The organism is Microbacterium fluvii (assembly GCF_025515205.1).
Taxonomy (GTDB): Bacteria; Actinomycetota; Actinomycetes; order Actinomycetales; family Microbacteriaceae; genus Microbacterium; species Microbacterium fluvii.
In genome coordinates this window covers 448415-471494 of the sequence record NZ_JAOPFX010000003.1, presented here as the reverse complement: position 1 = coordinate 471494, position 23080 = coordinate 448415, and the positions used below count along the sequence as shown (strand labels likewise).

General features: G+C 69.7%; 28 protein-coding genes. 11 read left to right on the top strand and 17 right to left on the bottom strand.

What is annotated here, in order from left to right:
• The 8 genes from OAW74_RS13475 to OAW74_RS15510 form a co-directional block, all read right to left on the bottom strand.
• A complete protein-coding gene (locus OAW74_RS13475; RefSeq protein WP_262874880.1) occupies nt 1-699 on the bottom strand; it encodes a hypothetical protein in 699 nt (232 codons plus the stop codon).
• Nucleotides 696-1349, bottom strand: coding sequence for a hypothetical protein (locus OAW74_RS13470; protein ID WP_262874879.1), 654 nt, complete (start codon nt 1347-1349; stop codon nt 696-698). The genes OAW74_RS13475 and OAW74_RS13470 overlap by 4 nt, the downstream gene beginning before the upstream one ends.
• Nucleotides 1349-2389, bottom strand: coding sequence for a pilus assembly protein PilM (gene pilM, locus OAW74_RS13465; RefSeq protein WP_262874878.1), 1041 nt, complete (start codon nt 2387-2389; stop codon nt 1349-1351). The genes OAW74_RS13470 and pilM overlap by 1 nt, the downstream gene beginning before the upstream one ends.
• 15 nt (nt 2390-2404) lie before the next feature.
• Nucleotides 2405-3241 (bottom strand): prepilin peptidase, encoded by an 837-nt coding sequence (locus OAW74_RS13460; RefSeq protein WP_378734019.1) that lies wholly within the window; start codon nt 3239-3241, stop codon nt 2405-2407.
• Nucleotides 3238-5214 (bottom strand): hypothetical protein, encoded by a 1977-nt coding sequence (locus OAW74_RS13455; protein WP_262874877.1) that lies wholly within the window; start codon nt 5212-5214, stop codon nt 3238-3240. Before OAW74_RS13455 ends, OAW74_RS13460 begins: the two co-directional genes overlap by 4 nt.
• Nucleotides 5205-5864, bottom strand: a complete 660-nt coding sequence (locus OAW74_RS13450; RefSeq protein WP_262874876.1) for a hypothetical protein — start codon at nt 5862-5864, stop codon at nt 5205-5207. The genes OAW74_RS13455 and OAW74_RS13450 overlap by 10 nt, the downstream gene beginning before the upstream one ends.
• The gene (locus tag OAW74_RS13445; protein ID WP_262874875.1) at nt 5861-6274 is read right to left on the bottom strand and encodes a type IV pilus modification PilV family protein; all 414 of its coding nucleotides are present in this window, start codon (nt 6272-6274) and stop codon (nt 5861-5863) included. Before OAW74_RS13445 ends, OAW74_RS13450 begins: the two co-directional genes overlap by 4 nt.
• A gap of 85 nt (nt 6275-6359) precedes the next feature.
• Entirely contained in the window at nt 6360-6764 is a 405-nt protein-coding gene (locus tag OAW74_RS15510) for a type IV pilin protein (RefSeq protein WP_316250227.1), read from the bottom strand.
• A gap of 453 nt (nt 6765-7217) precedes the next feature.
• Between OAW74_RS15510 and OAW74_RS13435 the strand changes: the two genes are divergently transcribed.
• The gene (locus OAW74_RS13435) at nt 7218-7613 is read left to right on the top strand and encodes a DUF7144 family membrane protein (RefSeq protein WP_262874874.1); all 396 of its coding nucleotides are present in this window, start codon (nt 7218-7220) and stop codon (nt 7611-7613) included.
• Nucleotides 7614-7663: 50 nt separating this feature from the next.
• On the opposite strand, the gene OAW74_RS13430 is transcribed toward OAW74_RS13435, so the two are convergent.
• Complete coding sequence (locus tag OAW74_RS13430) at nt 7664-8128, bottom strand: ribosomal maturation YjgA family protein (protein WP_262874873.1); 465 nt, start codon at nt 8126-8128, stop codon at nt 7664-7666.
• Between the two features lie 118 nt (nt 8129-8246).
• On the opposite strand from OAW74_RS13430, the gene OAW74_RS13425 reads away from it, so the two are divergent.
• On the top strand, nt 8247-9764 hold the full coding sequence (locus OAW74_RS13425) for an HNH endonuclease signature motif containing protein (RefSeq protein ID WP_262874872.1): 1518 nt from the start codon (nt 8247-8249) through the stop codon (nt 9762-9764).
• A 94-nt stretch (nt 9765-9858) separates the two neighbouring features.
• On the opposite strand, the gene OAW74_RS13420 is transcribed toward OAW74_RS13425, so the two are convergent.
• Nucleotides 9859-10866: an aldo/keto reductase gene (locus OAW74_RS13420; RefSeq protein WP_262874871.1), complete on the bottom strand. Its 1008-nt coding sequence runs from the start codon at nt 10864-10866 to the stop codon at nt 9859-9861.
• Nucleotides 10867-11329: 463 nt separating this feature from the next.
• Entirely contained in the window at nt 11330-12226 is an 897-nt protein-coding gene (locus OAW74_RS13415) for a L,D-transpeptidase (RefSeq protein ID WP_262874870.1), read from the bottom strand.
• Nucleotides 12227-12279: 53 nt separating this feature from the next.
• On the opposite strand from OAW74_RS13415, the gene OAW74_RS13410 reads away from it, so the two are divergent.
• Both OAW74_RS13410 and OAW74_RS13405 read left to right on the top strand, forming a co-directional pair.
• Complete coding sequence (locus OAW74_RS13410; RefSeq protein ID WP_262874869.1) at nt 12280-13107, top strand: HAD family hydrolase; 828 nt, start codon at nt 12280-12282, stop codon at nt 13105-13107.
• A complete protein-coding gene (locus OAW74_RS13405) occupies nt 13107-13412 on the top strand; it encodes a hypothetical protein (protein WP_262874868.1) in 306 nt (101 codons plus the stop codon). The genes OAW74_RS13410 and OAW74_RS13405 overlap by 1 nt, the downstream gene beginning before the upstream one ends.
• Before the next feature lie 6 nt (nt 13413-13418).
• On the opposite strand, the gene OAW74_RS13400 is transcribed toward OAW74_RS13405, so the two are convergent.
• The 3 genes from OAW74_RS13400 to OAW74_RS13390 form a co-directional block, all read right to left on the bottom strand.
• Nucleotides 13419-14618: a cation:proton antiporter gene (locus tag OAW74_RS13400; protein ID WP_262874867.1), complete on the bottom strand. Its 1200-nt coding sequence runs from the start codon at nt 14616-14618 to the stop codon at nt 13419-13421.
• Nucleotides 14619-14659: 41 nt separating this feature from the next.
• Complete coding sequence (locus OAW74_RS13395; RefSeq protein ID WP_262874866.1) at nt 14660-16285, bottom strand: MFS transporter; 1626 nt, start codon at nt 16283-16285, stop codon at nt 14660-14662.
• A 61-nt stretch (nt 16286-16346) separates the two neighbouring features.
• Nucleotides 16347-17276: a hypothetical protein gene (locus OAW74_RS13390; RefSeq protein WP_262874865.1), complete on the bottom strand. Its 930-nt coding sequence runs from the start codon at nt 17274-17276 to the stop codon at nt 16347-16349.
• 136 nt (nt 17277-17412) lie between these two features.
• Between OAW74_RS13390 and OAW74_RS13385 the strand changes: the two genes are divergently transcribed.
• The gene (locus tag OAW74_RS13385; protein ID WP_262874864.1) at nt 17413-17805 is read left to right on the top strand and encodes an HsmA family protein; all 393 of its coding nucleotides are present in this window, start codon (nt 17413-17415) and stop codon (nt 17803-17805) included.
• A 13-nt stretch (nt 17806-17818) separates the two neighbouring features.
• Here OAW74_RS13385 and OAW74_RS13380 read toward each other — a convergent pair whose 3' ends face one another.
• Nucleotides 17819-18277, bottom strand: coding sequence for a DoxX family protein (locus OAW74_RS13380; protein ID WP_262874863.1), 459 nt, complete (start codon nt 18275-18277; stop codon nt 17819-17821).
• Between the two features lie 85 nt (nt 18278-18362).
• Between OAW74_RS13380 and OAW74_RS13375 the strand changes: the two genes are divergently transcribed.
• From OAW74_RS13375 to OAW74_RS13365, 3 genes are read left to right on the top strand one after another with little or no spacing between them, the layout of a single operon-like run.
• Entirely contained in the window at nt 18363-18917 is a 555-nt protein-coding gene (locus OAW74_RS13375; protein ID WP_262874862.1) for a TetR/AcrR family transcriptional regulator, read from the top strand.
• A gap of 24 nt (nt 18918-18941) precedes the next feature.
• Nucleotides 18942-19280, top strand: coding sequence for a hypothetical protein (locus OAW74_RS13370; RefSeq protein WP_262874861.1), 339 nt, complete (start codon nt 18942-18944; stop codon nt 19278-19280).
• 13 nt (nt 19281-19293) lie between these two features.
• The gene (locus tag OAW74_RS13365) at nt 19294-20907 is read left to right on the top strand and encodes an acyl-CoA dehydrogenase family protein (RefSeq protein ID WP_262874860.1); all 1614 of its coding nucleotides are present in this window, start codon (nt 19294-19296) and stop codon (nt 20905-20907) included.
• Between the two features lie 39 nt (nt 20908-20946).
• Here OAW74_RS13365 and OAW74_RS13360 read toward each other — a convergent pair whose 3' ends face one another.
• Together OAW74_RS13360 and OAW74_RS13355 are read right to left on the bottom strand one after the other, a co-directional pair.
• A complete protein-coding gene (locus OAW74_RS13360; RefSeq protein WP_262874859.1) occupies nt 20947-21279 on the bottom strand; it encodes a HepT-like ribonuclease domain-containing protein in 333 nt (110 codons plus the stop codon).
• Complete coding sequence (locus OAW74_RS13355; protein WP_262874858.1) at nt 21276-21596, bottom strand: nucleotidyltransferase family protein; 321 nt, start codon at nt 21594-21596, stop codon at nt 21276-21278. Before OAW74_RS13355 ends, OAW74_RS13360 begins: the two co-directional genes overlap by 4 nt.
• Before the next feature lie 136 nt (nt 21597-21732).
• Between OAW74_RS13355 and OAW74_RS13350 the strand changes: the two genes are divergently transcribed.
• From OAW74_RS13350 to OAW74_RS13340, 3 genes are read left to right on the top strand one after another with little or no spacing between them, the layout of a single operon-like run.
• Entirely contained in the window at nt 21733-22152 is a 420-nt protein-coding gene (locus OAW74_RS13350) for a hypothetical protein (protein WP_262874857.1), read from the top strand.
• A gap of 4 nt (nt 22153-22156) precedes the next feature.
• Nucleotides 22157-22642, top strand: a complete 486-nt coding sequence (locus tag OAW74_RS13345) for a hypothetical protein (RefSeq protein ID WP_262874856.1) — start codon at nt 22157-22159, stop codon at nt 22640-22642.
• A complete protein-coding gene (locus OAW74_RS13340) occupies nt 22639-22959 on the top strand; it encodes a hypothetical protein (RefSeq protein WP_262874855.1) in 321 nt (106 codons plus the stop codon). Before OAW74_RS13345 ends, OAW74_RS13340 begins: the two co-directional genes overlap by 4 nt.
• The last annotated feature ends 121 nt before the right edge of the window (nt 22960-23080 follow it).

Sequence of the window (23080 nt, the reverse complement as noted above, 5' to 3'; positions counted from 1 at the left end):
TCACTCCTCCGTCCGGATGAAGGCGAGCGCCGACACCGTGAGCGTCATGGCACCGGAGCTCCCCGTGAGCGTGGCCTTCTCGACGCCGATGAGCCGGGGTCCGGCCCCGAGCGCGTCGATGAAGTCGGCTGCGGCCTCGGCGTCCTTCACCTCGACCGTGATCGCGATCGGCACCTGCTGCTGCGGGCCGTCGGCCGGTGCGGTGGACGCCGGGGCGTCTTCGGTCGTCGTGGTCGTCTCGGTGTCGGTCGACTCGGTGGACTCATCAGTGCCGTCGGCGGCCGCATCCGTCGTGTCGGATGCCGGGGCTTCGGCCGAGGCGAGGCCCGCGTCGTCGACGGTGAGGCGCTCGACCCACGTGACGGGGTCGCTCGCGACGGTGCTCATGACGGTGGCGTCGGTGTCTTCGGCGGCGGCCGCGATGATCTCGTGCACGTCGTCGAGCTGCGGGATCGCGGTGATCTCGGTGCGCAGCTCGGCGACGTTCGCATCGGTCTGGTCGATGCTCGCCGCCGCGACGGTGAGCGCGTCGACCTGCATCTGGTAGGTGTCGTTGGTCTGCTCGACGGTGCGGGCGCTCGCGAGGGTCGCCTGCGCCGTGCCGTACATCGGCAGGGCGATGAGGGCGACACCGGCGATGACGATCGCGATGGCGAGCACGGCGCCGAGCAGGTTGATGAACTGCTTGGGAAGGTTCACTCCGAGTCCTCCTCTGCGGCGAAGTCGCCGGTATACAGCGACTGGTCGAAGGTCACCGTCAGCGTGTAGGTGTAGTCGCCGTCTTCGGTGCTGGCCGAGGCGACCTGCGGGCCGTCGGCGGCGATGACCGAGTCGAGCGCGCGGGTGTCGCGGATGAGGTCGACGATCTCGTCGGGCGAGGACGCGATGAGCGTGAACGAGCCGATGAGCCCCTTCTCGACGGCAGGATCCTCCCCTGCCGGCACGGCGCCGACCGTCAGGTCGAAGCCGCCGATCGTGACGCCCTTGGGCAGCACATCGATGATCTCGACGACCGCGGCGGGCCAGTCGAGGTCAGTGGCCATCGCGTCGACGCGGAAGTCCGAGAGCTCCGATTCGAGCGCCAGCGCCTCCTTCACGTCGGTGAGTCCGGCGAGCTGCGTCAGCAGCGTGTTCGTGCGCGTGTTCTCGCTGTCGAGGGTGCTGTCGGCGCTCCACTGATACACGTACATCGCGGCGGTCACCGCCACCACGACGAGGAGTGCCCCGACGATCGCCCACCCCCAGCGGCGCAGCAGCGCCGTCTTCTCGCGGCGCTCGGTCTCGGCGCGCGGCATCAGATTGACGCGGGGCGCTCCCCCGAAGGTGATGGTCGAGGTGTTGACCGACATCAGCGGCTCTCTTTCATGGCGATGCCCGCCGTCGTGAGCAGGTCGAGGGCGAGGTCGCCCTCGGGCTGGCGGCCCTTGACGGCCGCGACCTGGCCGACACCGGCGAACTCGACGGGCATCGGCAGGCTCGCCGCGAGGGCATCGGCGACGCCGGGGGCGGCGGCACCCGCGCCGGTGAGCAGCACGCGGGTGACCGGCTGTTCGCCCACGCGCTCGGAGTAGAAGGCGATCGTCGAGCGCAGGCGCGCGACCAGGTCGGTGATGGCGGAGTCCGTCATGCCGATGGGGCCGCGACTTCTGGCCCCCGCGCGCGAGCGGCGCCCCGCCGGCTCCGCCGGCACGGTCTCGAAGACCTCCTCGAGCACGGGCGCGTCGTCGGCCGCCTCGCTCAGCGAGTGCGCCTGCACGGCGGCGGTGGTGATGTCGATCGGGATGATGCGCACGAAGTGCGGGATGCCGTCGCGCACGACGACGACGTTGCTCGTGTGGTCTCCGAGGCCCAGCACCGCGACCGTCTCGCCGGGGGCGATGAGCCGGCGCGCCGCGCGGGCGAGCGCGAAGGCGCTGAGGTCGACTTCGTCGACGATGATCTTGGCCTTGCCCGCCGTCGTGATGAGCTCTTCGACCGTCTCGGCCACCGCGGCGACCAGAAGGCCCGTGAGCTGGTCCTTCTCCTGCGAGACGGGATAGAAGTCGAGCACGGCCTGCTCGGCCGGCACCGGCAGCAGGTCCTGCACCTGGTAGGGCAGGGCCTGCCGCAGCAGGTCGGGCTTCATCGCCTGCGTCGTGTATTCGCGGACGAGGATGCGGCGGCTGCCGATGCCCAGGACGACGTTCCTGCTCTTGAAGCCCGCGTGACTCCACAACTGCTTGAGCGCGAGGGTCACCGCATCCCGGTCGATCACCTCCGAGTCCTTCGCGGCTTCGACGGGAAGCGGAACGGAGCCGTAGGCGACGAGCACGGGGTTGCGCCCCGTGGTCACCTCTGCGGCGCGCACGCCCTCTTCGGTGATCTCCAGCCCGATGATGGTCTTGGCCATGATCGTTCCTCTCTCTTATGCGGTGAAAAATGCCAGGTACCAGCGCGCCAGCGGCTCGCCGGTGAGGATGCCGATCCAGGCGCCGAGGATCATCCAGGGGCCGAACGGGATCGCGGTGCGGCGGCCGGCGCGGCGGGCGGCGATGAGCGCGAGTCCGAACACGCCGCCCAGGAGGAACGCGGCGAAGGCGCCGACGACGAGGGCGCCCCAGCCGAGCCAGCCGAGCGCGAGACCGAGCACGCCCGCGAGCTTGACGTCTCCCCCGCCCATGCCGTCCGGTCGAACGAGCCGCAGCAGCGCATAGAAGGCGTAGAGCGCGGCGCCGCCGATCGCGGCGCGCAGCAGGGCTCCCCACTCGGCGCCGAGAAGGCACGCGAGGGCGAACAGCACGAGCAGCACGATGTAGGCGGGCAGCACGATCGCGTTGGGCAGGCGCTTCGTGTCGAGGTCGATGAGCGCCAGCGCGATCGAGATCGCCGCGAGGTAGAGATACGCGACGATGACTGCCGCCAGCGCACCGGCTCCTGCTCCCGGGCCCGCCCATGCCGTCGCCGCGCCGGTCGACGGCTCGAGGAAGAACCAGGCGACCCCCGCGAAGGCGAAGCCGGTGGCGAGCTCGACGAGCGGGTAGCGCACCGAGATCGGAGACTTGCACGACGCGCAGCGGCGGCGCAGCACCAGCCACGAGAACACCGGCACGTTCTGCCACGGGCGCACCGGCGCATCGCATGTCGGGCATTGGCTGGGCCGGTTGAGCGAGATGCCGGCGGGCACGCGGTAGACGACGACGTTGAGGAACGAGCCGATGATCAGCCCGAAGACGCCCGCGAAGACGACGATCAGGGCGATCACGGCGCCCCCATGTCACGCCGGCTGATGAGCGCTCCGAGCGAGGCCGAGACGGCTTCGCTCACGCCGAAGCCGGGCACGCCGATCGGCTGGTAGACGAGCTGGTAGCCCGGCGACCCACCGGCGTCGAAGATCATCGACCCGCTGTAGAGCTGGCCGGTCCAGTTGCCCGTCGAGCCGACGTTGGCGATCGACAGCGTGCACGGCGTGTAGATGAGACCCGAGATCAACGGGCTCGTGCCCGCCGTCGTGGCGTAGAGGTTGATCTTCGAGCCGCTCTTCTTGCACGTGGCGGCATCGTTGTCGACGGTGTCGGGCATGAGGATGTCGAGCTTGTGGGGCTCGCCGTCTTTCGAGAGGAACTTGACCTCTTGGAACTTGTGCTCCACGTCGTTGTCGGGCAGCACGAGCAGCAGGTCGGTGTCGAGCTGCAGCGTCGTCTGGTAGCCGTAGACCTTGCCGCACTTGCGCAGGTCGACGACGGTCGGCGTCGTGTACGAGGCGATCTTCGCGACGTTGGCCGGGTGCCAGGTGTCGAACGTGCAGTCGGCCGCCGTCGCCCACGTGTCGATGGTGTAGCCGGCAGAGATCCAGTTCGACTCGACGTAGTCGTAGTCGTCCCACTTGTAGGTGCCGGTCTTCAGCTCGTCGGGAATGGTCATGACCGGCTTCGCCGGCACCGACGGCGCCGTGAGACCCGTGACGTTGTAGGTGTTGCCCCCTGTCGCCGTGGGCGGCCCCCAGTCGGTCGATACGGTACCGGCGAGTCGGATCTTGCCGCCGACCGTCGTGTCGGGAGCGATATAGCTCTTGCCGCCCGCCAACGTCGAGACGACATCGCCGGTGAACTTCGAAGCCTGCAGGTACGAACCCGAGGCGCCGATGGCGCCGGCGGTCGTGAACGACGCGGCCTTGACGTTGTAACCGCCGGCCGTCGCCGTGCCGGCGTTGAGGATCGCCCCGCCGATGACAGCCGAGTTGAGGTCGAGCCCGTTGCCGGCGGTGACAGCCCCGCCGATCGTGGAGCCCTGCACCGTGACCTTGCCGGTCGCAGTGAGGTTGCCGGTCACGGTGGCGCCGGAGGTCACAGACGCCGTGCCGCCGACGGCGAGGTTGCCGCCGATCGTCGAGGGGCTGTTGGTCATCGAGAAGTTGCCCTCGGTGGTGACCGAGCCGGTGACCTTGGCGCCGGCGGTGATCGTGATGTCGCCCTTGGCGACGAGGTTGCCGCCGATCTTGTTGTCGGCGTTGGCGAGGTTGACGGTGCCCAGGGCATACACCGAGCCGCCCACCGTCGCACCCGCGCTGAACTTGACGTAGCCGGCCACGTACACGTCCTTGGTGAACTTGCACGCGTTGGTGATGTCGAGGTTGCCGTTGTAGAGGATGACGTCGGTCTCGAACGTCGTGATGTTGTTGCAGGTCTTGAAGTCGCCGCTGAGCATGAGCGCCGAGCCGTCGGTGGCGCCCGCGCCGACCTTGAGCATGAGCGAGGTGGCGCTGAAGGTGCCGCCGCCGATGACGACGGCGTTGTCGGGCACACCGGTCGTGACGCCTCCGGAGTAGTAGTAGGTCGCCTCGACCGAGGTCGTGCGGCCGTCTTCCCCCGTGCCGATCGAGAGGAACGTCACCTTTCCACCCGAGCCGCACGCCGTCACGTCGGGGCGCTCCGGGCTCGGGATGGCGGGCTTCACGTGGTACTGCGGCGTGCTGCTGGTGAGGTCGATCGTGCAGACGTCGGCCGGGTGCGCCTTCGCGTAGGCGACGGCGGCCGAGATGCCGGCGTCGGCGGCGGCTTGCGCCTGCAGCGACGAGCCGATGCCGAGGGTCGTCTTCGTCGTGTTGACGACGGCGGCCGAGAGCGTGACCGTGAGGAGGCCCAGGATCGTCGCGACGACGAGCACGGCGATCATCGTCGAGCCGTTCTCGCCCTCGGAGGTGGCGCGCAGGCGCCGCGCGACGCGGTTCACCAGCATTTGGTCGTCCCTTCATCGTGGGCACGGGCGACGGCAGACCCCGTCAGCGCGACGGTCTCGCCGTCGTTGAAGGCGGCGTTGGCCGAAGCGAGAGCGGCGAGGTTCCACGAGAGCGCATCACCGGTGAGCGTGAAGTAGGAGAGGTAGGTGGGCGTCGGCGCGGGCGACGGCGTCGGCTGCACTTCGATGCGCTGCACGTCGTTCGAGAGCACACCCCACGCCGTCGTCGGGGTGGGCGCGGTGAACGACGCCGCCACGGCGACATCGTCGTAGGTGAGCACGCGCAGTTCGTACTTGCCGTCGGCGCCCGTCGTCACGGCGCTGTCGCTCCAGGTCTCGAGGTCGACGACGGCGTAGGCCCGGCAGTCCCAGGCCGATCGCCCGTCGGCCACGCGGGCGCGCACGACCGTCGTCGAGCCCGACTGCGTGAGCTGCACGGAGGAGGCGTTGCGGATGTCGCTCGACAGGGACGTGCTGATGGCCTGCACCGTTCCGGTGGCGGCATCGCGGTCGCCCGTGATGACGGTCGAGCGCATGCCGGAGATGAGGATGCCGCCGAGCACTCCGAGCAGGAGTGCGGCGATGACGGCATAGACGACGAGCTCGATCATCGACATGCCGTCGTCGTTGCGGGGCGTGCGCTCGGTCATGATGCCGCCGTCACGATCACCTGGGTCGCCATCGTCACGACGGGATCGGTGGTGGATTCTGCCGGATCGAACACCTTCGCCGTGATCGTCACGACTCCGGGGTAGCTGGTGGGGCACGCAGAGACCACGAGGTTGGCCGTCAGCCCGGTCTCTGCCGGATCCTTCTTCTGCGTGAACTGCTTGGCGCGCACGCCCGAGCAGGCGTTGGTGCCATCGTCGGGGTAGCTCGAGCGGATGACCGCGAGCTGTGAGGAGGCGAACGCGTTCGCGGCGGCCTCGTCACGGTTGACCGTGCTGAGGGCCGCCGCCTGGATGGCGAGGGGAAGGATCGCGAGCGAGATCACGGCGAACAGGAACATCGCGATGACCACCTCGATGAGGCTGAAGCCGTCGTCGGCGTGCTTCGTCATGACTCACCTCCCCTGGCTGTCATGGAAAAGAGGGGTGCCGAGGCCGGCCCACGGGGGTGGACCGGCCTCGGCGGAAGTGCTGCCCTTACGACGCGGCAGAGGTGCAGTCGGCGCCGGGGCCGGCCTTCGACGTCCAGTCGTCGGCGCCACCCGTGACCGAGACGCAGAAGTCATCGATCGACGTGTAGGTGTTCGTCGTGATCGTGTACGTGTCACCCGCGAGAGAGGCAAAGTCGTCTGCGTCAAACGCGTAGTCGGGGTCCTGCGCGATCTCAGAAGCCAGCTGGCTCGCGGCGTTGCCTGCGACGGCATCCTGCGAAGTCTTCTCTGCCTGCGCCTGCAGGCCGAGGAACACGGGCACCGCGATCGCGGCGAGGATGCCGAGGATCACGACGACGACGATGAGCTCGATGAGCGAGAAGCCGGCTTCGCCGTTCTCCTCGCGGCGGGCCTTCTCGGCCGCCAGGTAGTTCTTGATGAAAGTACGCATGTGCGTGGGTCTCCCTGACTCTTGTGATTGAGGTCAGCTTTGCGACGCTGCACGAGAATCGGGGGGAGCGAAGACTCGTCTTCGCACACCGCAAGTACCGCCCAGCCCCCCAAAGCCAGGTTGGTCGGCACTCGCTCCCCAGCGCGTACTTCCCGCTCCGCCGCTAATCATGAGAGATCTCTCATGTTCGTGTCAAGACAGAACTTATTTCACATCAGTCACACGAGTCACAGGTTTTGCGCAAGGCCAGCGCAAGATGCCTGATCCCCCGGCGCGCCGCACTCTCCGAGCGCCCGCGCAGACCGCATCCGCTCGACGCCGATCGCCGGACACACCCCGCCGCGGCGGCCGACTCACAGGGTTCACCTTGCGCGGGTGATGAGGCGGCCTCCGCCGCCGACTCACAATCGAGCCGCGGCGCACCCGCGCCCTCGGCCACGAAGGAGTTCCCCCATGTCACCGTCGACATCCGCCTGGAGCGGCTGGCGAGTCTTCGCCGGAATCGTCATCATCATCACCGGCGCGATCGACGCGCTCAAGGGACTGTCTGCCGTGCTGCTGCCCAGCGAAGACGTCGTGATCTACGGCACCGGCAACGTGCTGTGGCTCGACGTCAACGGCTGGGGCTGGTGGCACCTCATCATCGGCACCCTGCTGGTGCTCGTGGGCATCGCCCTGCTGGCCGGCCAGACCTGGGCGCGCGTGACCGCCGTGGTGCTCGTGTCGCTCAACGCGGTCAGCCAGCTCTTTCTGCTCGACGTGCAGCCGTGGTGGTCGCTGGCCGTGCTGGCCCTCGACGTCGTCGTCATCTACGCACTCACCGTGCACGGGCGCGAGAGCGACGACTGAGCCCCCGTCGGGGGCGGGGCGCCGCACCATCGGGGGGTGCGGCGCCCTCTTCAGGCCGGCCTGCGGCGCGCCGAGAGACGATCGAACAGAGAGACGACGAGGATCACGGCGACGTACACGACGAGGTCTCGCGCATCGAAGACCGTGCCGAGCACGAGCATCGCCGGCGCGAAGGCGGCGCCGGCCGCCAGCGGGATGCCGGTGAGCTGGAACAGCTCGATGCCCACGCACCAGGCCGCGGCGATGGCGCCGACGACGAACGGATGCTGCCGCACCCACGCGATGACGACCGCGAGATAGACGGCCACGGCATAGAGCGCGTCGCCCGCGATGTCGGTCGCGGCGCTGTCGGGCAGGGCCAGATGCACGACGAGACCGGCGGCGATCGTCGCGGCGAGGAGGGCGGCTGCGGCGAGTCGGCGCCGGGTGCTTCGATGCGCGGGTGGTGCGGGGGCAGGTGCGCGCCCAAGGCTGCCCACCGGCTCGGGCTCGGGCTCGGGCGCTGCGGAGGTCACCCGCTCCACGCTACCCACGGCTCCTCCCCAGGCGGGGTCTTGAGCGAGTTCTGCACCGATTTTTCTGTGGGCTGATCTGGGGCTTCCCATGTCGGAGGCCACCCGCATAATCGAAGCTATGAACGAACTCCTCGACCGCATCGACGCTCTGAGCGCAGAGCTCGACGGCGTGCTGGCCGAGGCGTTCAGCGGTGCCGTGGGCGCCGCGACCGACGACGACGTGCTCGCGATCATGGGCGCCGCCGCAGGCATCGCGCGGCGGGCCGAGGCGCTGCTGTGCGAGGGGTCGGGAGTCGTGTCGCAGCGCTCCACCGACGAGATCGTGGCCGATCGCATGTCAGCGCGGTTCGGGTCGGTGACCGCGGGCGAACTCGTGCAGCGGGTCACCCGATCGACACGGGTGACGGCCAATGCCTATGTGCGCATCGGAAGGCTCACCGCCCCGCGGCGAGCGCTCACCGGCGAGGCGCTGCCCGCGCGCTACCCGGGCCTGCGCGAAGCTCTGGCGACGGGGGCCGTGGGCGTCGAGGGCGCACTGGCCGTCGCGGTGCCGCTGGAAAAGGCTCGCCCTGCGGCCGGCGACGCAGCCGTGCTCGTCGCCGAAGCCGAACTGTGCACCGCGGCGCGCGGCGACGCCCCTGACGCCCCGCCCGTCGTCGACGCCGATGCACTGCGAGAGATGGCGCAGGTGTGGGCCGTGTTCCTCGACCAAGACGGCACCGAGCCGCCCGAAGAGCGTGCGATGCGCAAGCGCGACTTCTGGATCGGCCGCTGCCGAGACGGCGTCGTGCCCTTCGGCGGCCACGCGCTGCCCGAGTTCATGGCCGAACTGCGCCGGTGCATCGATGCGCTGATGAGCCCGCGCACCGCGCGGCAGCCCGACGGGCCGTGGTTCGCCGGGGGCGAGAGCGGTGCAGGCACCGAGCTCGAGTCCACCGGCTCCGGCGAGGGCGGCGAGGGCGAGGGCGACAGCTCCGGGGACGAGGCCGCTCCCCCGCTCGACCCGCGCACCGTCGGCCAGAGGCGCCACGACGCGCTGTGGACGCTGATCCACCGCATCGCCACGTCGGGCACGCTGCCCACGATCGCCGGCGCGGCACCGACGCTGGTCGTGCACGCACGAGAGAAAGACCTTCTCGCCGGCACCGGTTTCACCCACCTGCCGGGCATCGGCGAGCCGCAGCCCATCGACCTCGCCGAGCGCATCGCCTGTACGGGGCGCATGCAGCGGGTCGTCTTCGCCGAGAACGGGCGCATCACCTCGATCCGCACCACCGAGCGACTGTTCAACCGTCGGCAGCGTCGGGCGATCGAGGCCAGAGACGGCACCTGCATCATTCCCGGGTGCCAGGTTCCGGCCGACTGGTGCGAGATCCACCACGTCGACGAGCACAGCGAGGGCGGCGAGACGAGCACCGACAACGGGGTGCCGGTCTGCATGTTCCACCACCACTGGGTGCACGTGTGCGGGTGGGAGATCCAGATGCGCCTCGGGGTGCCCTATGTCAGGGGCCCGGCCTGGTGGGATCCGCGGCGACGCTGGTTCCGCGCATCGAAGTCACCGCTCACGATGCTCGACCGGCTCGAGATCCGCCAGCCACTCGCCCACAGCCGACACCTCACGCTGACGACATGACCCTCGCCTCGGCACGCCGAACCGCCACGGCGAAGCGCGACGCCGGAGCGCGACACCCCTGCGCGGTCACCACTGAGGGGTCACCACTGCGCGGTCACCACTGCGGATGGATCTGCTCCCGCAGCTTCTCGTCGTACACCCGCCGCACGACGGCGTCGAAGGCGTCGAGGTCGAGTTCGCCGGCGCGGGCTGCGCCCGGCAGCAGCGCGGCAGCATCCGCATTCGACTGCGCCTGCGCCACATTGCGGGCCCCCGGGATCACCGCCGTCACGCCGGGGCGCGACGCGCCCCACGCGAGGGCCGCCGCGGGCAGGCTGACGCCGGCGGGCAGCGCCGCGGCGAGTTCGGCCGCGGCGGCAAGACCGGTCTCGTAGTCGACGCCCGAGAAGGTCTCGCCCTTGTCGAACGCCTCACCCTGGCGGTTGTACGAGCGGTGGTCGTCGGCGCTGAAGGTCGTCGAGGCGGTGTACTTGCCGCTGAGCAGGCCCGAGGCGAGCGGCACCCGCGCGAAGATCGCGACCCCCGCGGCGGCAGCGGCCGGCAGCACCTCGTCGAGGGGCTTCAGCCGGAACGGGTTGAGGATGATCTGCACGTTCGCCACGTGCGGCCGCGAGATCGCCGCGAGCGCCTGCGCGCAGGTCTCGACCGACACGCCGTAGGCGGCGATGGTGCCGTCGTCGACGAGCGCGTCGAGCGCGCCGTAGGTGGCGTCGTCGTCGATCACGGCACTCGGCGGGCAGTGCAGCTGCACCAGGTCGAGCGTGTCGACGCGCAGATTGCGCCGTGAACGATCGGTCCAGGCGCGGAAGTTCTCGGCCGTGTAGTTCTGCGGCTCCTGCGCCAGGCGCCGCCCCATCTTGGTGGCGACGGTGATGCCGTGACCGGGCCTGCCCGCGAGGAATGCCCCGATGAGCGCCTCGCTGCGTCCGTCGCCGTAGACATCGGCCGTGTCGAACAGGGTCACTCCGCGATCTGCGGATGCCGCGAGCACCGCCAGCGCGTCGCTTTCGCTGACGTCTCCCCAGTCGGCACCGAGCTGCCACGTGCCCAGCCCGACCGCCGACACCGCGCGGCCGATGCGGCCCAGCTCGTGATTCTCCATGGGAGCGCCCCTTCAGTTAGAGTGATCCCTCCACCCTCCCATGCGCCGCACCGTCTCGAGCACTTTTCGCGACACGCCGAGTGCATGCGAGAAAATGCAACCACCGGACGCTTATGACCGGTACGTTGTGGAGCAGACCCCCCGAGGCCGCAAGGCCGCGGGAAGGTGACGCGAGAGTCCCCCCGGTTTCACGCGACACCACAGCAGACCGTCGAACGACGAGGGATGGGCGTGAGCCCGACCACCGTCGGACCGACAAGAGAAGCACCGGATCCCCACCTGTGGGGCAACCGAACCAGCACCACAGGTCCGGTGTGGCACTGCTCGCAGTGCCTAGGTGCGCCGCCATCCAACCCCCCGGAAGGCGGCGCACCCCCTATTTCAGCCCGCAATGTGGCACCTCCTGTCGCCCGATCGTTCGGGGAGCGACAACAGCTGCCAACTCGCGGGGCCGGGCGACCGCTCAGTCCGTGATGACGACCGGCGTTCCGAGCGGAAGCTCGGCGAGTGCGGTGATCTCGTCGACGCCGAGCCTGATGCATCCGTTCGAGATGCTGCCGGAGTGGGCGTCGTGGTAGTGGAAGGCCGTCACCGCGACCTGCTGCCCGCCGAAGCCGTCGAGCGTGGGCGATTGCACGCCGAGATACACGAGCGGGTGCCCTCGGGTGTACGCGAACGACTCGGCGACGGCGATCTTCATGATGAACGTGCGTCCGATCGGCGTCGGGGTCGCCGCCGTGCCCCAGCCGAAGTCGGTCGCGATGCGGGTGCTCTCATCGCCGTGCACGATGTCGATCGTGCGATCCGAGATGCTGACTTCGACCAGGTCGTCGCTCTCGCCGATCTCGACGTCGCTCTGCCGCATCCATCCGGTCAGCTGCGCGGGGTCGCCCTGCGACGGCAGCGCCTGCCGCCCGGCCAGCAGCACCTTCAGCCACTCCCCCCTCCGCTCGACGACCGGCACGGTCGTGCCGCCGTGCACGTACTCCTTCGGCAGATAGGCGACCGGCTCGCCATCGGGTTCGGCGAACACCGGCGCCTGCTCGTCGACGGGCGTCGCGGTCTCGCCGGTGAACCCGCCCGACGGGTCGTCGTCGACGGCCAGGGCCGGAATGACGGCGAACACGTTCACTTCGGGCAGCCCGCTGAGGTCGTAGACGGTCGGCGTCGGGGTGGGTGTGGGAGTCGGCGTCGGCGTGGGAGTGGAGGGCGGAGTGACGGATGCTGTCGCCTCCACGGGCGGCGGGGCCTGCGGTCGCAGCATCCACGCGCCCACCGCGACGGCCGCGACCAGCACCGTGCCCGCCACAACGGCGCCGACGACAAGCCGGCGGCGGCGAGGCGGAGTGGCGTCTGGCATGGGCCATTTGTAGCACTCTCGCCTGCACACAGCGCCGGGCTTAGGCTCGAACCATGGCTCCCGAACGTCGCCGCATCGTGTTCCTCGACATCGACGGAACCCTCACCGATGCGCTCGGGCGCGTACCCGACTCGGCGGTCGGGGCCATCCGCGCGGCGCGCGCGAACGGGCACCTCGTGATGCTGGCCACGGGGCGCAGCCCCATCGAGATCGATCCGGCTCTCGCCGACATCGGCTTCGACGGCATGATCGCCGGCGCCGGCGCGTACATCGAGCTCGGCGGCGAGTGGATTCTCGAGCGCGAACTCACCGAGCAGCAGGTGCGCCACCTGATCGGCGTCTTCGACCGGCTCGGCCTCGACTACAGCCTGCAGGGGCGGCGCGGGGTGTATCCGACAGCGGGGCACCGCGCGCGCATGCGGCGCGTGCTGAAAGAGCTCGGCTTCACCAACCTCGAAGACGCCAGCGTGCGCCTGCACATCACCGACCCGGGCGAGATGCGCTACGACCACGCCGCGAAGGCCGTGTTCGACGGCGACGACGTCACCGCCTACGCTGCGGTCGAATCGCTGCTGGGCGAGGAGTTCACGGTCGTCGGCGGCACGCTGCCGGGCCTGGGCGATCGCGCCGGCGAAGTGTCGCCGCGGGGCGTGCACAAGGCCGCCGCGATCGAGGTGGTGCTCGAGCGGCTCGGCCTCTCGATCGACGACGCGATCGCCGTGGGCGACAGCGGCAACGATGTCGAGATGCTGCTGGCCGTGGGCACCGGCATCGCGATGGGAGGCTCGACCGAGGCGGCCCTCGCCGCCGCCGACGAGGTCACCGACGCCGTCGAAGACGACGGCCTGGCACACGCCTTCGCCCGGCACGGGCTCGTCTGATGGAGGAGTGGGTCGACAAGGCCGCCGCCGATCTCGAGCGACTGCTGCGGGATCCCCTCGCCGATGCCGTGCGGGGGTGCGTGCGCGTGCTCTCGGTGTCGGAGCCGTCAGGCCGCGGCCGCTACCAGGAGGCCCGCGTCGAACTGGCGCCCGAGGCCCCCGGCGTCGCCCCAGATCCGGTCACGGTGACGGTGGTGCTGCCGGTCAAGCTGTGGCCGCACGAAGGGATGCTGCTGCCCGCGCAGATCCCCCCTGCGCAGCCCGAGGCGCTCGAGGTCGATTGGGAGGCGCTGCGCCGGCGCTGACCGACCTCAGGCCCGATCACCGTCGACGAACAGCGGAGCGCGCGTGTCGTCGCCGCGCAGGGTCATCGCGATGAGCGGGAACAGCAGCACCGACAGCATGCCGGCGCCCACGAGCACGGCCGACTCCGCCGAGGTGAGAATTCCCTCGTCGACGCCGATCGAGGTCACCGCGACGATGATCGGCAGGCCCGTCGCTCCCATCAGCGCGATCGCCCAGCGGTCGCGAGCACTCGCTCCCTCTGGCGCGGCCAGCAGCGACGGCACCCCGCGCACGACCAGGAGCGCCACCAGCGCCACGGGCACGAGCGCGAGCAGCAGGGGCGAGGCCAGCAGTGCGGTGAGGTCGAAGGTCACACCGGTGTAGATGAAGAAGATCGGCACCAGGAAGCCGAAGGCGACACCCTCGATCTTGCTCTCGACGGCGTGCCGGTCGTGCTCGGTGGCGTCGCGCATCATGAGCCGCCACACGATGCCGGCGGTGAAGGCGCCCAGCAGCATGTCGATGCCCAGCACGAGGCTCAGGAACACCAGTGCCGCCACGATCGCGAACACGACGCGGATCGCGAACTGCCCCGAGGTGTGCAGCGTCGAGTTGACGAACTCGTGCAGGGCACCCTGCGGCATGCGCAGCGCGAGCCTGATCGCCACCAGCGCGATCAGCAGGAACACCATCAGCACGATGGTCGCCGCGCCCGGCGAGCGACCGCCCAGCAGCACCGAGATCGCGATGAGAGGACCGAACTCCCCGACGGCGCCCAGGGCGCTGACCGCGCGCCCGAACGGCGTCGGCAGCTCGCCGGCGTCGCGCAGGATCGGCAGCAGCGTGCCGAGCGCCGTCGACGAGAGGGAGATGCCGATGATGATCGCGCCGAGCCCGGGCGTCAGCATCCACCCCAGCGCGATGCCCGCCGCGATGCTGATTCCCCAGCCGATCCATGCGCGCAGGCCCGCCCGTCCACGCAGGGCGGATGCTTCGATCTCGGTGCCCGCGACGAAGAAGAGCAGCGCGAGCCCGAACTCGGCGAGCAGGTCGATGAACTCGTTCGGCGCGATCCAGCCGAGCACGGCGGGGCCGGCGAGGATGCCGAGCAGCAGCTCGAACACAACCACCGGAACCCGCACCCAGCGCCCGACGGCGCGGCCGAGCAGGGGCGCGACGACGGCCAGCAGCGGGATGAAGAACAGGCTGGCTTCAGACGGCGTCACCCGCTCAGACTAAGGGCGCGGCGCGCCCCCGCGGAGCGCGCTCAGGTCGATGCCGCAGACTCGGGCTCCTCCTCGCGCCTCGCGCCGATCTCGGCCGGCAGGTCTCGGGAGAGCAGCAGCGAGAGCAGCAGCAGCGCGAAGACGATGAACAGCGCCTGCTTGAGTGCATCGATCTGCGCCGCCGCATAGTCTTCGCCGACCGATGCCGCCGTGCCGCTCGATCCGCCGGCGGCCACCACGAGCTCCACCGCCTCCTGCTGCGAGATGATCGGCACCCCCTGGTCGACGCTCGCCGTGATCGACTGGCGCTCCTCCGGCGTGATCGTCGTGTTGTCGGCGAGCGCGGAGGTGAATCCGGAGGCCAGCAGCAGGATGAACACCGACCCCACGACCGCCGTGCCGAACGATGAGCCGAGGTTCTGGAAGGTGCCCTGCAACCCGCCGACCTCCGACGTGTCTTCCTCGGAGACCGCCGACATGTTGACGTTGCCCAGCTGGGAGGCGAGCAGCCCGAATCCCGCGCCGACGACGAACATGCCGGCCGCGAAGGGCCAGCCGAGCAGCTCGGGCTGGATCGCGATGAGCACGAACATCAGCCCGACCGCCATCGTGATCTGGCCGACCTGAGCGATGCGCTTGGCAGAGCGACGCACCGTCGCCCAGGAGCCCAGCACCGAGAAGACGATGAGCCCCGCCGACAGCGGCAGGATCTTCAGTCCGGTCTGCAGGGCGTCGTAACCCTGCATCGTCTGCAGATACACCGGGATGACGAAGAAGAGCGCGGCGATCGCGAAGTACTGCACGAGGAAGCCCGAAAGCCCGCTGCGGAGTGCCGCGATGCCCAGCAGCGCGACCTTGAGCAGCGGCATCCGTCCCGCTTCGGCGAGCGTGCGCTGCCGCTGGACGAACCACCACAGCAGCACGACGCCGAGAAGGATCAGGTAGGTCACCGGCGAGACGCCCAGCGGGGCGAACTCGACGCCGCCGACCTCGGGCGGGTTCAGCGGCACGAACCAGCCCCATACCTTCGACTGCAGCACGCCCAGCACCACGAGGGCCATGCCCGCGGCCGACAGGATGACGCTGGTGATATCGATGCGCACCGAGCCGTCGGCCGGCACGTCCTTGATGCGGCCCGACAGCACGAGCACGACGATCATCACGATCGTCTCGGCGATGAAGACGTAGCGCCACGACGCATAGGTGGTCACGAGCCCGCCGATGAGCGGGCCTGCGGCGGCGGCGAGGCCCGTGACGGCCCCCAGGATCGAGAAGGCGACAACGCGTCCCTTGCCCTCGTAGTTGACGGCGGCGAGCGCCGCGATCGCCGGGATCACCAGAACCGCACCCAGACCCTCGACGAGCGACCACCCGAACAGCAGCATGCCGAGGTTGGGGCTCAGCGCCGTCAGCAGCGACCCGATGCCGTAGATCACCGAGCCGATCTTGAACGCCCGCGCGCGCCCCCACAGATCGCCGAGTTTGCCGCCCGTGAGCATGAAGGCGGCCATCGTGAGCGTGTAGAAGGTGATCGCGGCCTGCATGCCGGTGATCGTGGTGTCGAGGTCCGAGGCCACCTGCGAGATCGAGACGTTCATCACGGTGCTGTCGAGCACCATCACGAACTGCGCCACCGCGAGGATGACGATCACCATCGGGTTCTTCATGGCCCGGAGCCTAGCCACGCCCCGCCGCGGCCTCATGACCCGCGGCGGGTGATCTCTGGGGCTACTCGGTCGTCGCCCCAGCGAGCGCGGTCGTGTAGGCGTCGGTGAGGAACGTCGTGAACGCGTCGACGTCGTCGAGCGCGCCGGTGTAGGCGGTGCCCGCCGCCACGACGACGGGGCCCGCGGCCACGTCGACCTCGTCGGAGGTGTAGGGAACGGATGCTGCCGCCCGCTCGCTCGCCTGGGTCGCCCAGGTCGTGAATCCGCCGTCGTCCAGGCATTCCGTCACGCCTGCGTCGTCGACCCCCGCGGCACTGACGATCGAGGCGAGTTCGCCGGAGTCGAAATCGAGTCCGTAGGCGACGTCGTCGGCCGTCGTCTGCACGATCCCGCTCCACACGTCGAGCGCCGAGTCGGGCACGGCGTCGGCGACGCAGCCGAACGCGGCGGCGGTGGCGACGGCATCCGCGTCGCCCGTGTCGAGCGCGATCGGGTGCAGCTCGATGCTGATCGCGCCCCCGGTGGCGTACGAGCTCAGAACGTCGCCGGCGGTCGACCAGAAGGTCGCGGCATCGGCCGTCGTAAGGTCGAGGTAGACCTGCACGTCGACGACGCCTGTGGTGGACGCCGTCGAGATGTTGGCGGTCGGCTGCTCGTCGGGGCCGAGCGCGGCGGTCGTGGTCGCTGTCAGCGTCGTGCCGTCGGTCGAGGTGAGCAGCAGCCCGTCGCTGGCCATATTGGCGGGGCCGGAGGCCGCAGCATCCGCCTCCGCCTGCGCGGCGGCCTGCGCGTTGGCGACCGAGGCGACCGTGACGCCGGCGGCGGCCACCACGACGACGGCGCCCGCCGCGCTCCACCCGATGATGCGGCGGCGGCGCTTCTCGCGTGCGAGGCGCTCCCGCTCGGCGCGACGCACCTCGCGCACGAACTGCTGCCTCTCGCGCTTGGTCATCCCCTGCACGAGTTTCCGATCCACGGTGACCTTGGCCACGCCACTCCCTTCGCCGGGCCGTTGCGGCCTCTCTGGGAACGGTACGAGCGCGGGCTTGGCGGCGGTTCAGCGCAGGTTGAGAGCGAGCTATGCACGTCGCCTTCAGTATTGCTGAAGCTTGGCGTATGCTGACGGCATGCTCGTCCCTGCGATCGTCATCATCACCGCCGCGCTCGTCTTCTATTCGATCGGGGTGTGGGCCGAGCGCATTCAGCGCACGCTGAAGTGGTGGCACGCCGCGATGTTCGCGGTAGGGCTCGCGTGCGACATCACCGGCACGCTGCTGATGACGCGCCTCGCCGCAGATCAGGCCGCCGCGGGCGTCGCGATGTCGGGCGCCGACGTGCTGATGAGCTGGACCGGCACCCTCGCGATCGTGCTCATGGCCGTGCACCTCGTGTGGGCGGTCGTCGTGCTCGCGCGCGGCAGCGAGCACGCGAAGAGCGTGTTCCACCGCTTCTCGATCGTCGTGTGGGCGATCTGGCTCGTTCCGTATATCGCAGGTGCGGCCGGCGCGATGATGGGCTGAGGCGGATGCCGCCTCACGCCGTCACGGCGACCACGACCGCCGCAGCCACGAACGCGACCTGCATCAGCGTGCGCGGCACGAGCGGCGTGTGCGGAGCGTCGGGGTGGCGACGGGCGCGCGCCGCGTAGACGTTCGCGGGAAAGAGCACGAGCAGCAGCAGGGCGAGACAGATCGCCGCGGCCGTGCGGATGCCGGCGATCCAGGTCGGCGAAACGAGCAGGCCGATCGCCCCCGCGATCTCGAGCAGTCCGGTGGCCGTCACGACGAGGCCGGGGCGTGGGATCGCCGGCGGCACGATCGCGATGAGCCCCGCGCGACGCGGCCGGGCGAAGTGCGCCGATGCGGTCAGCAGGAACATCGCCGCGAGTCCCACGGCGAGCGCCTCCGGCCAGGTGTCGACGTAGGTGACGCCGGTGAGGCCCACGAGGCGGGCGGCTGCGGTGACGACGACGAGAGTGACGAGCGGTGCCATGGCGGCCTCCCTTATCTAGTCGGTGACTAGATTGCCCTTCCAGGCGGGACTTGTCAATGACTAGATCGCCGATAGGCTGAGCGACATGCCTTCGAGCTATCACCACGGAGACCTTCGCGCCCAGGTGCTGCGCGGCGCCGCCACGGCCGTCGCCGACTCCGGCCCCGACGCGCTGTCGCTGCGCGACCTCGCCCGGCAGGTCGGCGTGTCGCACGCCGCCCCCGCCTACCATTTCGGCGACCGGCGGGGTCTGTTCACGGCGCTTGCGGTCGAGGGATTCGGCCTACTCGGCGATGCCCTCGCAGACTCGGTCGCGCAGGGGGCGTTCGACCGCACGGCGGTCGCGTACGTGGGGTTCGCCGTCGCGCACCCCGGGCACTTCGCCGTCATGTTCCGCCCCGCGCTGCTCGATGCCGCCGACCCCGACCTGGTCGCCGCTCAGGCGCAGACGGGCGCACTGCTCGACGCCGGGCTCGACAGCATCCGAGACGAATGTCTGCGCGTGCCGCGCGCGCAGGCACGCGCGGCCGCGTGGGCGCTCGTGCACGGCGTCGCCGTGCTGTGCCTGAGCGGTGCGCTGCCCGATGCGCAGCCCGAGGAGCTCGCACTTGCGGCCGCGCGGCAGCTGTTCGGCGAGTGAGCGGCGCGCCGTAGTCTGTGCGACATGTCGTTCCCCTCGATCCTCCGCAGCGTCGTGGGCGCCGCCCTGCTCGTCAATGCCGTGCCGCACGGCGTCAGCGGAGTGCAGGGACAGCCCTTTCCCAGCCCCTTCGCCGACCCGCCGGGAGTGGGCGATTCTCCACCCCTGGTGAACGTCGCGTGGAGCGCGGCCAACGCGAGCGCCGGCGCGCTGCTGCTGCGCGGCGGGGCGCGGTCACGGGGCGAAGCGCTCGGCGCGGTGCTCGGCGGCGTGGGGATGGCCTTCGCGCTCGCGTTCCATTTCGGCGACGTGCGGCGCGGCGGGAAAGGCCTGCGAGGTCTGGCAGATCGGGCGCGACACTGATTCGATGGGCGCGATGAGCACTCACGATGTGGTGAACCAGGCTCCCCCGCGCACGGGCCTCGACGAGTACGCCGAGAATGCCGCCCTCGTCGAGGCGGTCGAGCGGCACGACGCCGGCTGGGCGCACCATCGCCTGCACCTGACGGGCCAGCGCGTCGGCACCGAGGCCTTTCAGCACGACGCCGCGCGGGCGAACCGCGCAGAGCCGGTGCTCCACACCCACGACAGATACGGGCATCGCATCGACGAGGTCGAGTACGACGAGAGCTACCACCGGGTCATCGCGGCGGCCGTCGCCGACGGGGCGCACACCGCCGCCGATGCCGACCCGCGGCCCGGCGCGCACGTCGCGCGTGCGGCGACGTTCATGCTCTACGCGCAGGTCGAGCCCGGGCACGCCTGCCCGATCTCGATGACCCACGCCGTCGTGCCGGTGCTGCAGCAGCATCCGGGGGTCGGCGCCGAATGGCTGCCCCGCGGGCTGAGCACGACGTACGATCCGGCGCTGCGGCCGGGCAAGACGAGCGCGCTGTTCGGCATGGCGATGACCGAGAAGCAGGGCGGCTCGGATGTGCGCGCGGGCACCACGGTGGCGCGCCCCGTCGGCGACGGCCGGTATGCGCTGAGCGGGCACAAGTGGTTCTGCTCGGCGCCGATGTCGGATGCCTTCCTCGTGCTCGCGCAGGCCCCGGGCGGCCTCTCGTGCTTCCTCGTGCCGGGCGTCGTCGACGGGCGACGCAACGGCATCCGTCTGCAGCGGCTGAAAGACAAGCTGGGCAACCGCGCGAACGCGTCGAGCGAGGTCGAGTACGACGATGCGATCGGCTCTCTCGTCGGCGACGAGGGGCGAGGCGTGCGCACGATCATCGACATGGTCGCCGGCACGCGGCTCGACTGCGTGCTGGGGACTGCCGCCGGCATGCGTCAGGCGGTCGCCGAGGCCGCGTGGCACGCGCGCCACCGCCGCGCCTTCGGCGCGCTGCTGAGCGAACAGCCGGCGATGGTCGGCGTGCTCGCCGATCTGCAGCTCGAGACCGAGGCCGCCACGGCGACCGCACTGCGGCTCGCCAGGGCGTACGACCTCGACGCATCGCCCGACGAGGTCGCGTTCCGCCGACTCGCGACCGCCGTGGCGAAGTACTGGATCTGCAAGCGCGGCCCTGGGCACGCGTACGAGGCGATGGAGTGCCTCGGCGGCAACGGCTACACCGAGGCGTTCCCCCTCGCGATGCGCTACCGCGAGCAGCCGGTCATGGCGATCTGGGAGGGGTCGGGCAACGTCATCGCGCTCGATGTGCTTCGGGCCCTCGCGCGCGAACCCGAAGCGTTCGAGGCGTTCGACGCCGAGCTGTCGCTCGCGCGCGGAGGCGACCGGCGGCTCGATGCCTTTCTCGATCGTGCGCGGATGCTGGTGCGCGACGTCGCGACGGATGCCGCACCCGAGACCCGTGCGCGCGAGCTGGTCTCGACGCTCGCACTGGCACTGGAGGCTTCGCTGCTCGTGCGCTTCGCGCCGGCGGCCGTGGCCGACGGGTTCGTCGCGGCGCGACTCGTCGACGGCGTCGGCGGCCTGTACGGCGCGCTGCCGGCCGGCTTCGATGCGGCCTCGATCGCCGCGCGGGCGTGAGGGCGGGCTGCCGGATTCCTCGACGCCGGCTCCGGGCGATCAAGCGCGATGTGCGCGAATCGCCGCAGCCAGCGGGACCAGTTCGTCGTCGAGGATCTCGACGACGAGCGCAGGCTGGACGCGGAAATACTCATGCACCACCACATTGCGCAGACCCGCGATCGACACCCACGGGACGTCGGCCATTGACGCGAGATCGTCGTCGGGAAGCGCACGGACTGCTTCACCGATCACCGCGAGGTTTCGCAACACGGCGTCGTAGGCCATTCTCGCGATCAACGGATCGGCGCCATCCAGAAATCTCCTGTATCCCAGGCACCTTTCGATCGCCGCAAGGATGTCGGCGAAGCGCTCGTCCGAAGACCGACTCACAACGCGACCAGGTCGCGCCGCACGGTCGTAGAGACCGGATCGCGTAACAACTCTTCCGCGACCACATCCACTCGGACTCCGAGAAGGCGGCTGAGTTCCTCGCCGATACCCGCGACGCGAAGCAGCGGATTGCCGCCGCTGGGATCGAGGTCGACGAACAAGTCGACGTCACTATCAATGCCCGCGTCACCTCGCGCCACCGAGCCGAAGAGGCGCGGATTGGCCGCGCCGTGACGAGCGAGGATGCTGCTGAGCGCGAGATGGTTCGCACTGAGTGCTGCACGCAGGGCTCGCGCGTACTCAGTCTCGGCGGGCATGACTAGAGGATACTGGCCGGCGGCGTTGTGAGTTGCGCTACGTTCACCTCACTTGCAGATCGGGAGGACTGAAGAGATGACGCGAGCACGCCCTCGGACTCGCCACTGGGGGTGCGATCGCTGCTTCTACTGCGAGATGTACCTGTCGTCCCGGCACGAGCACGACCACTTCCCTCTCCAGTGGACCTTCGGCGGCGAAGGAACAGTCCCGACCTGCGTCAATTGTCATGATCTCAAGGACCGGGTTCCATTGCTGAGCTGGCCGCTCATCGCCGTGGCAGCGGGATTCGAAGAAGTCGGAGAGGAACTCGTTCCACCGAGCGAGATGAAGCGGCAGATCCTGGCCGATGGCGCGCCCAGAGAGTACCCGCATTGGCTCCTGACGCACCTCCGTTGGGTCGTCGTGCAGGAGAAATGGCAGTCCCTGTCTCCCATTGCACGCATTCTCGTCGCGAAACTGCTCGTCATCGACCAGATGGGGAGGCATCGCGCCTGGCACACGTGGTCGGCCGAGGTCGAAGACGCAGAGTTCCAGCCAGGCGGAGAGAAGGGTTAGTCCGATGGAGATTGCGATCGACGAAGGCACGCGCGCCAATAGGCCCACGATCCTGCTCTTCCACGTGATGCGTGCTGATGAGGCATTCGAGGAGACCGCCGAGATGGTCTTCGCCGTCGTAAGGGAATCCGCCCTGAAGCACCCGGGACGACCGCGAACGCTCGTTCTCGATATCGAAGGACATCGAGCGGGTCGCAATGGGGCCTACGACCCCGATGCCTACGAGATCATGAGCAGCTTCGCGATCGGCATCCTGTCGCCCTGGCTGACCGAGATCTGGACTCCACTGATACGAACCAGAGCGAGGCGCGGACAGCGGGAAGATGTCCCTGACCGACTCCTCGTTCTAGAGACGCCAACGACTCTGGACCAGGCACGGGACCTCTCCCATCGCCTCGGCATGCCCGTCTTCCACTCCGATACAGGACAGTGGGTGAGCGAAGTTCACGACACATCATCCGAGCGCCAGAGCAAGAGCAAGAACTATTGAGCGCACTGAGACAGCTTGAATCGGGCAAGTGGTGCGCGTCGGTCCTCCTCGACAGCGGGCACTCCGTTCGTCGAGAGTTCTCGACGCTCGAGGCGGCGGTCGAATGGTCGGCGGCTACCGAGAACACACGCAACAACGAACGGCGCCTACGCAGTTCCGCTGACGCCCGCCGGTCGATAGACGTCGCCTTGGCAACCTTGCGGCGACACGCCAACCATGGGCGCCTCGGTGGTGCCGACCTTGAGGCGCTGGAGTACATCACTCTGATCGCACAGAACCATCCTGATGAGGATGCCGCGGGCATCAGGGCCGAATGAAACGCCGGAGAGCCTCACCGATGCGCCACATCGCGCAGGCCACTCTTTGGCTACCCCCGCGGCTGCTCACTGACGGGGGCGGGAGCTGGCGTCGAAACTAACCGGTCACGACTGGTTGCGA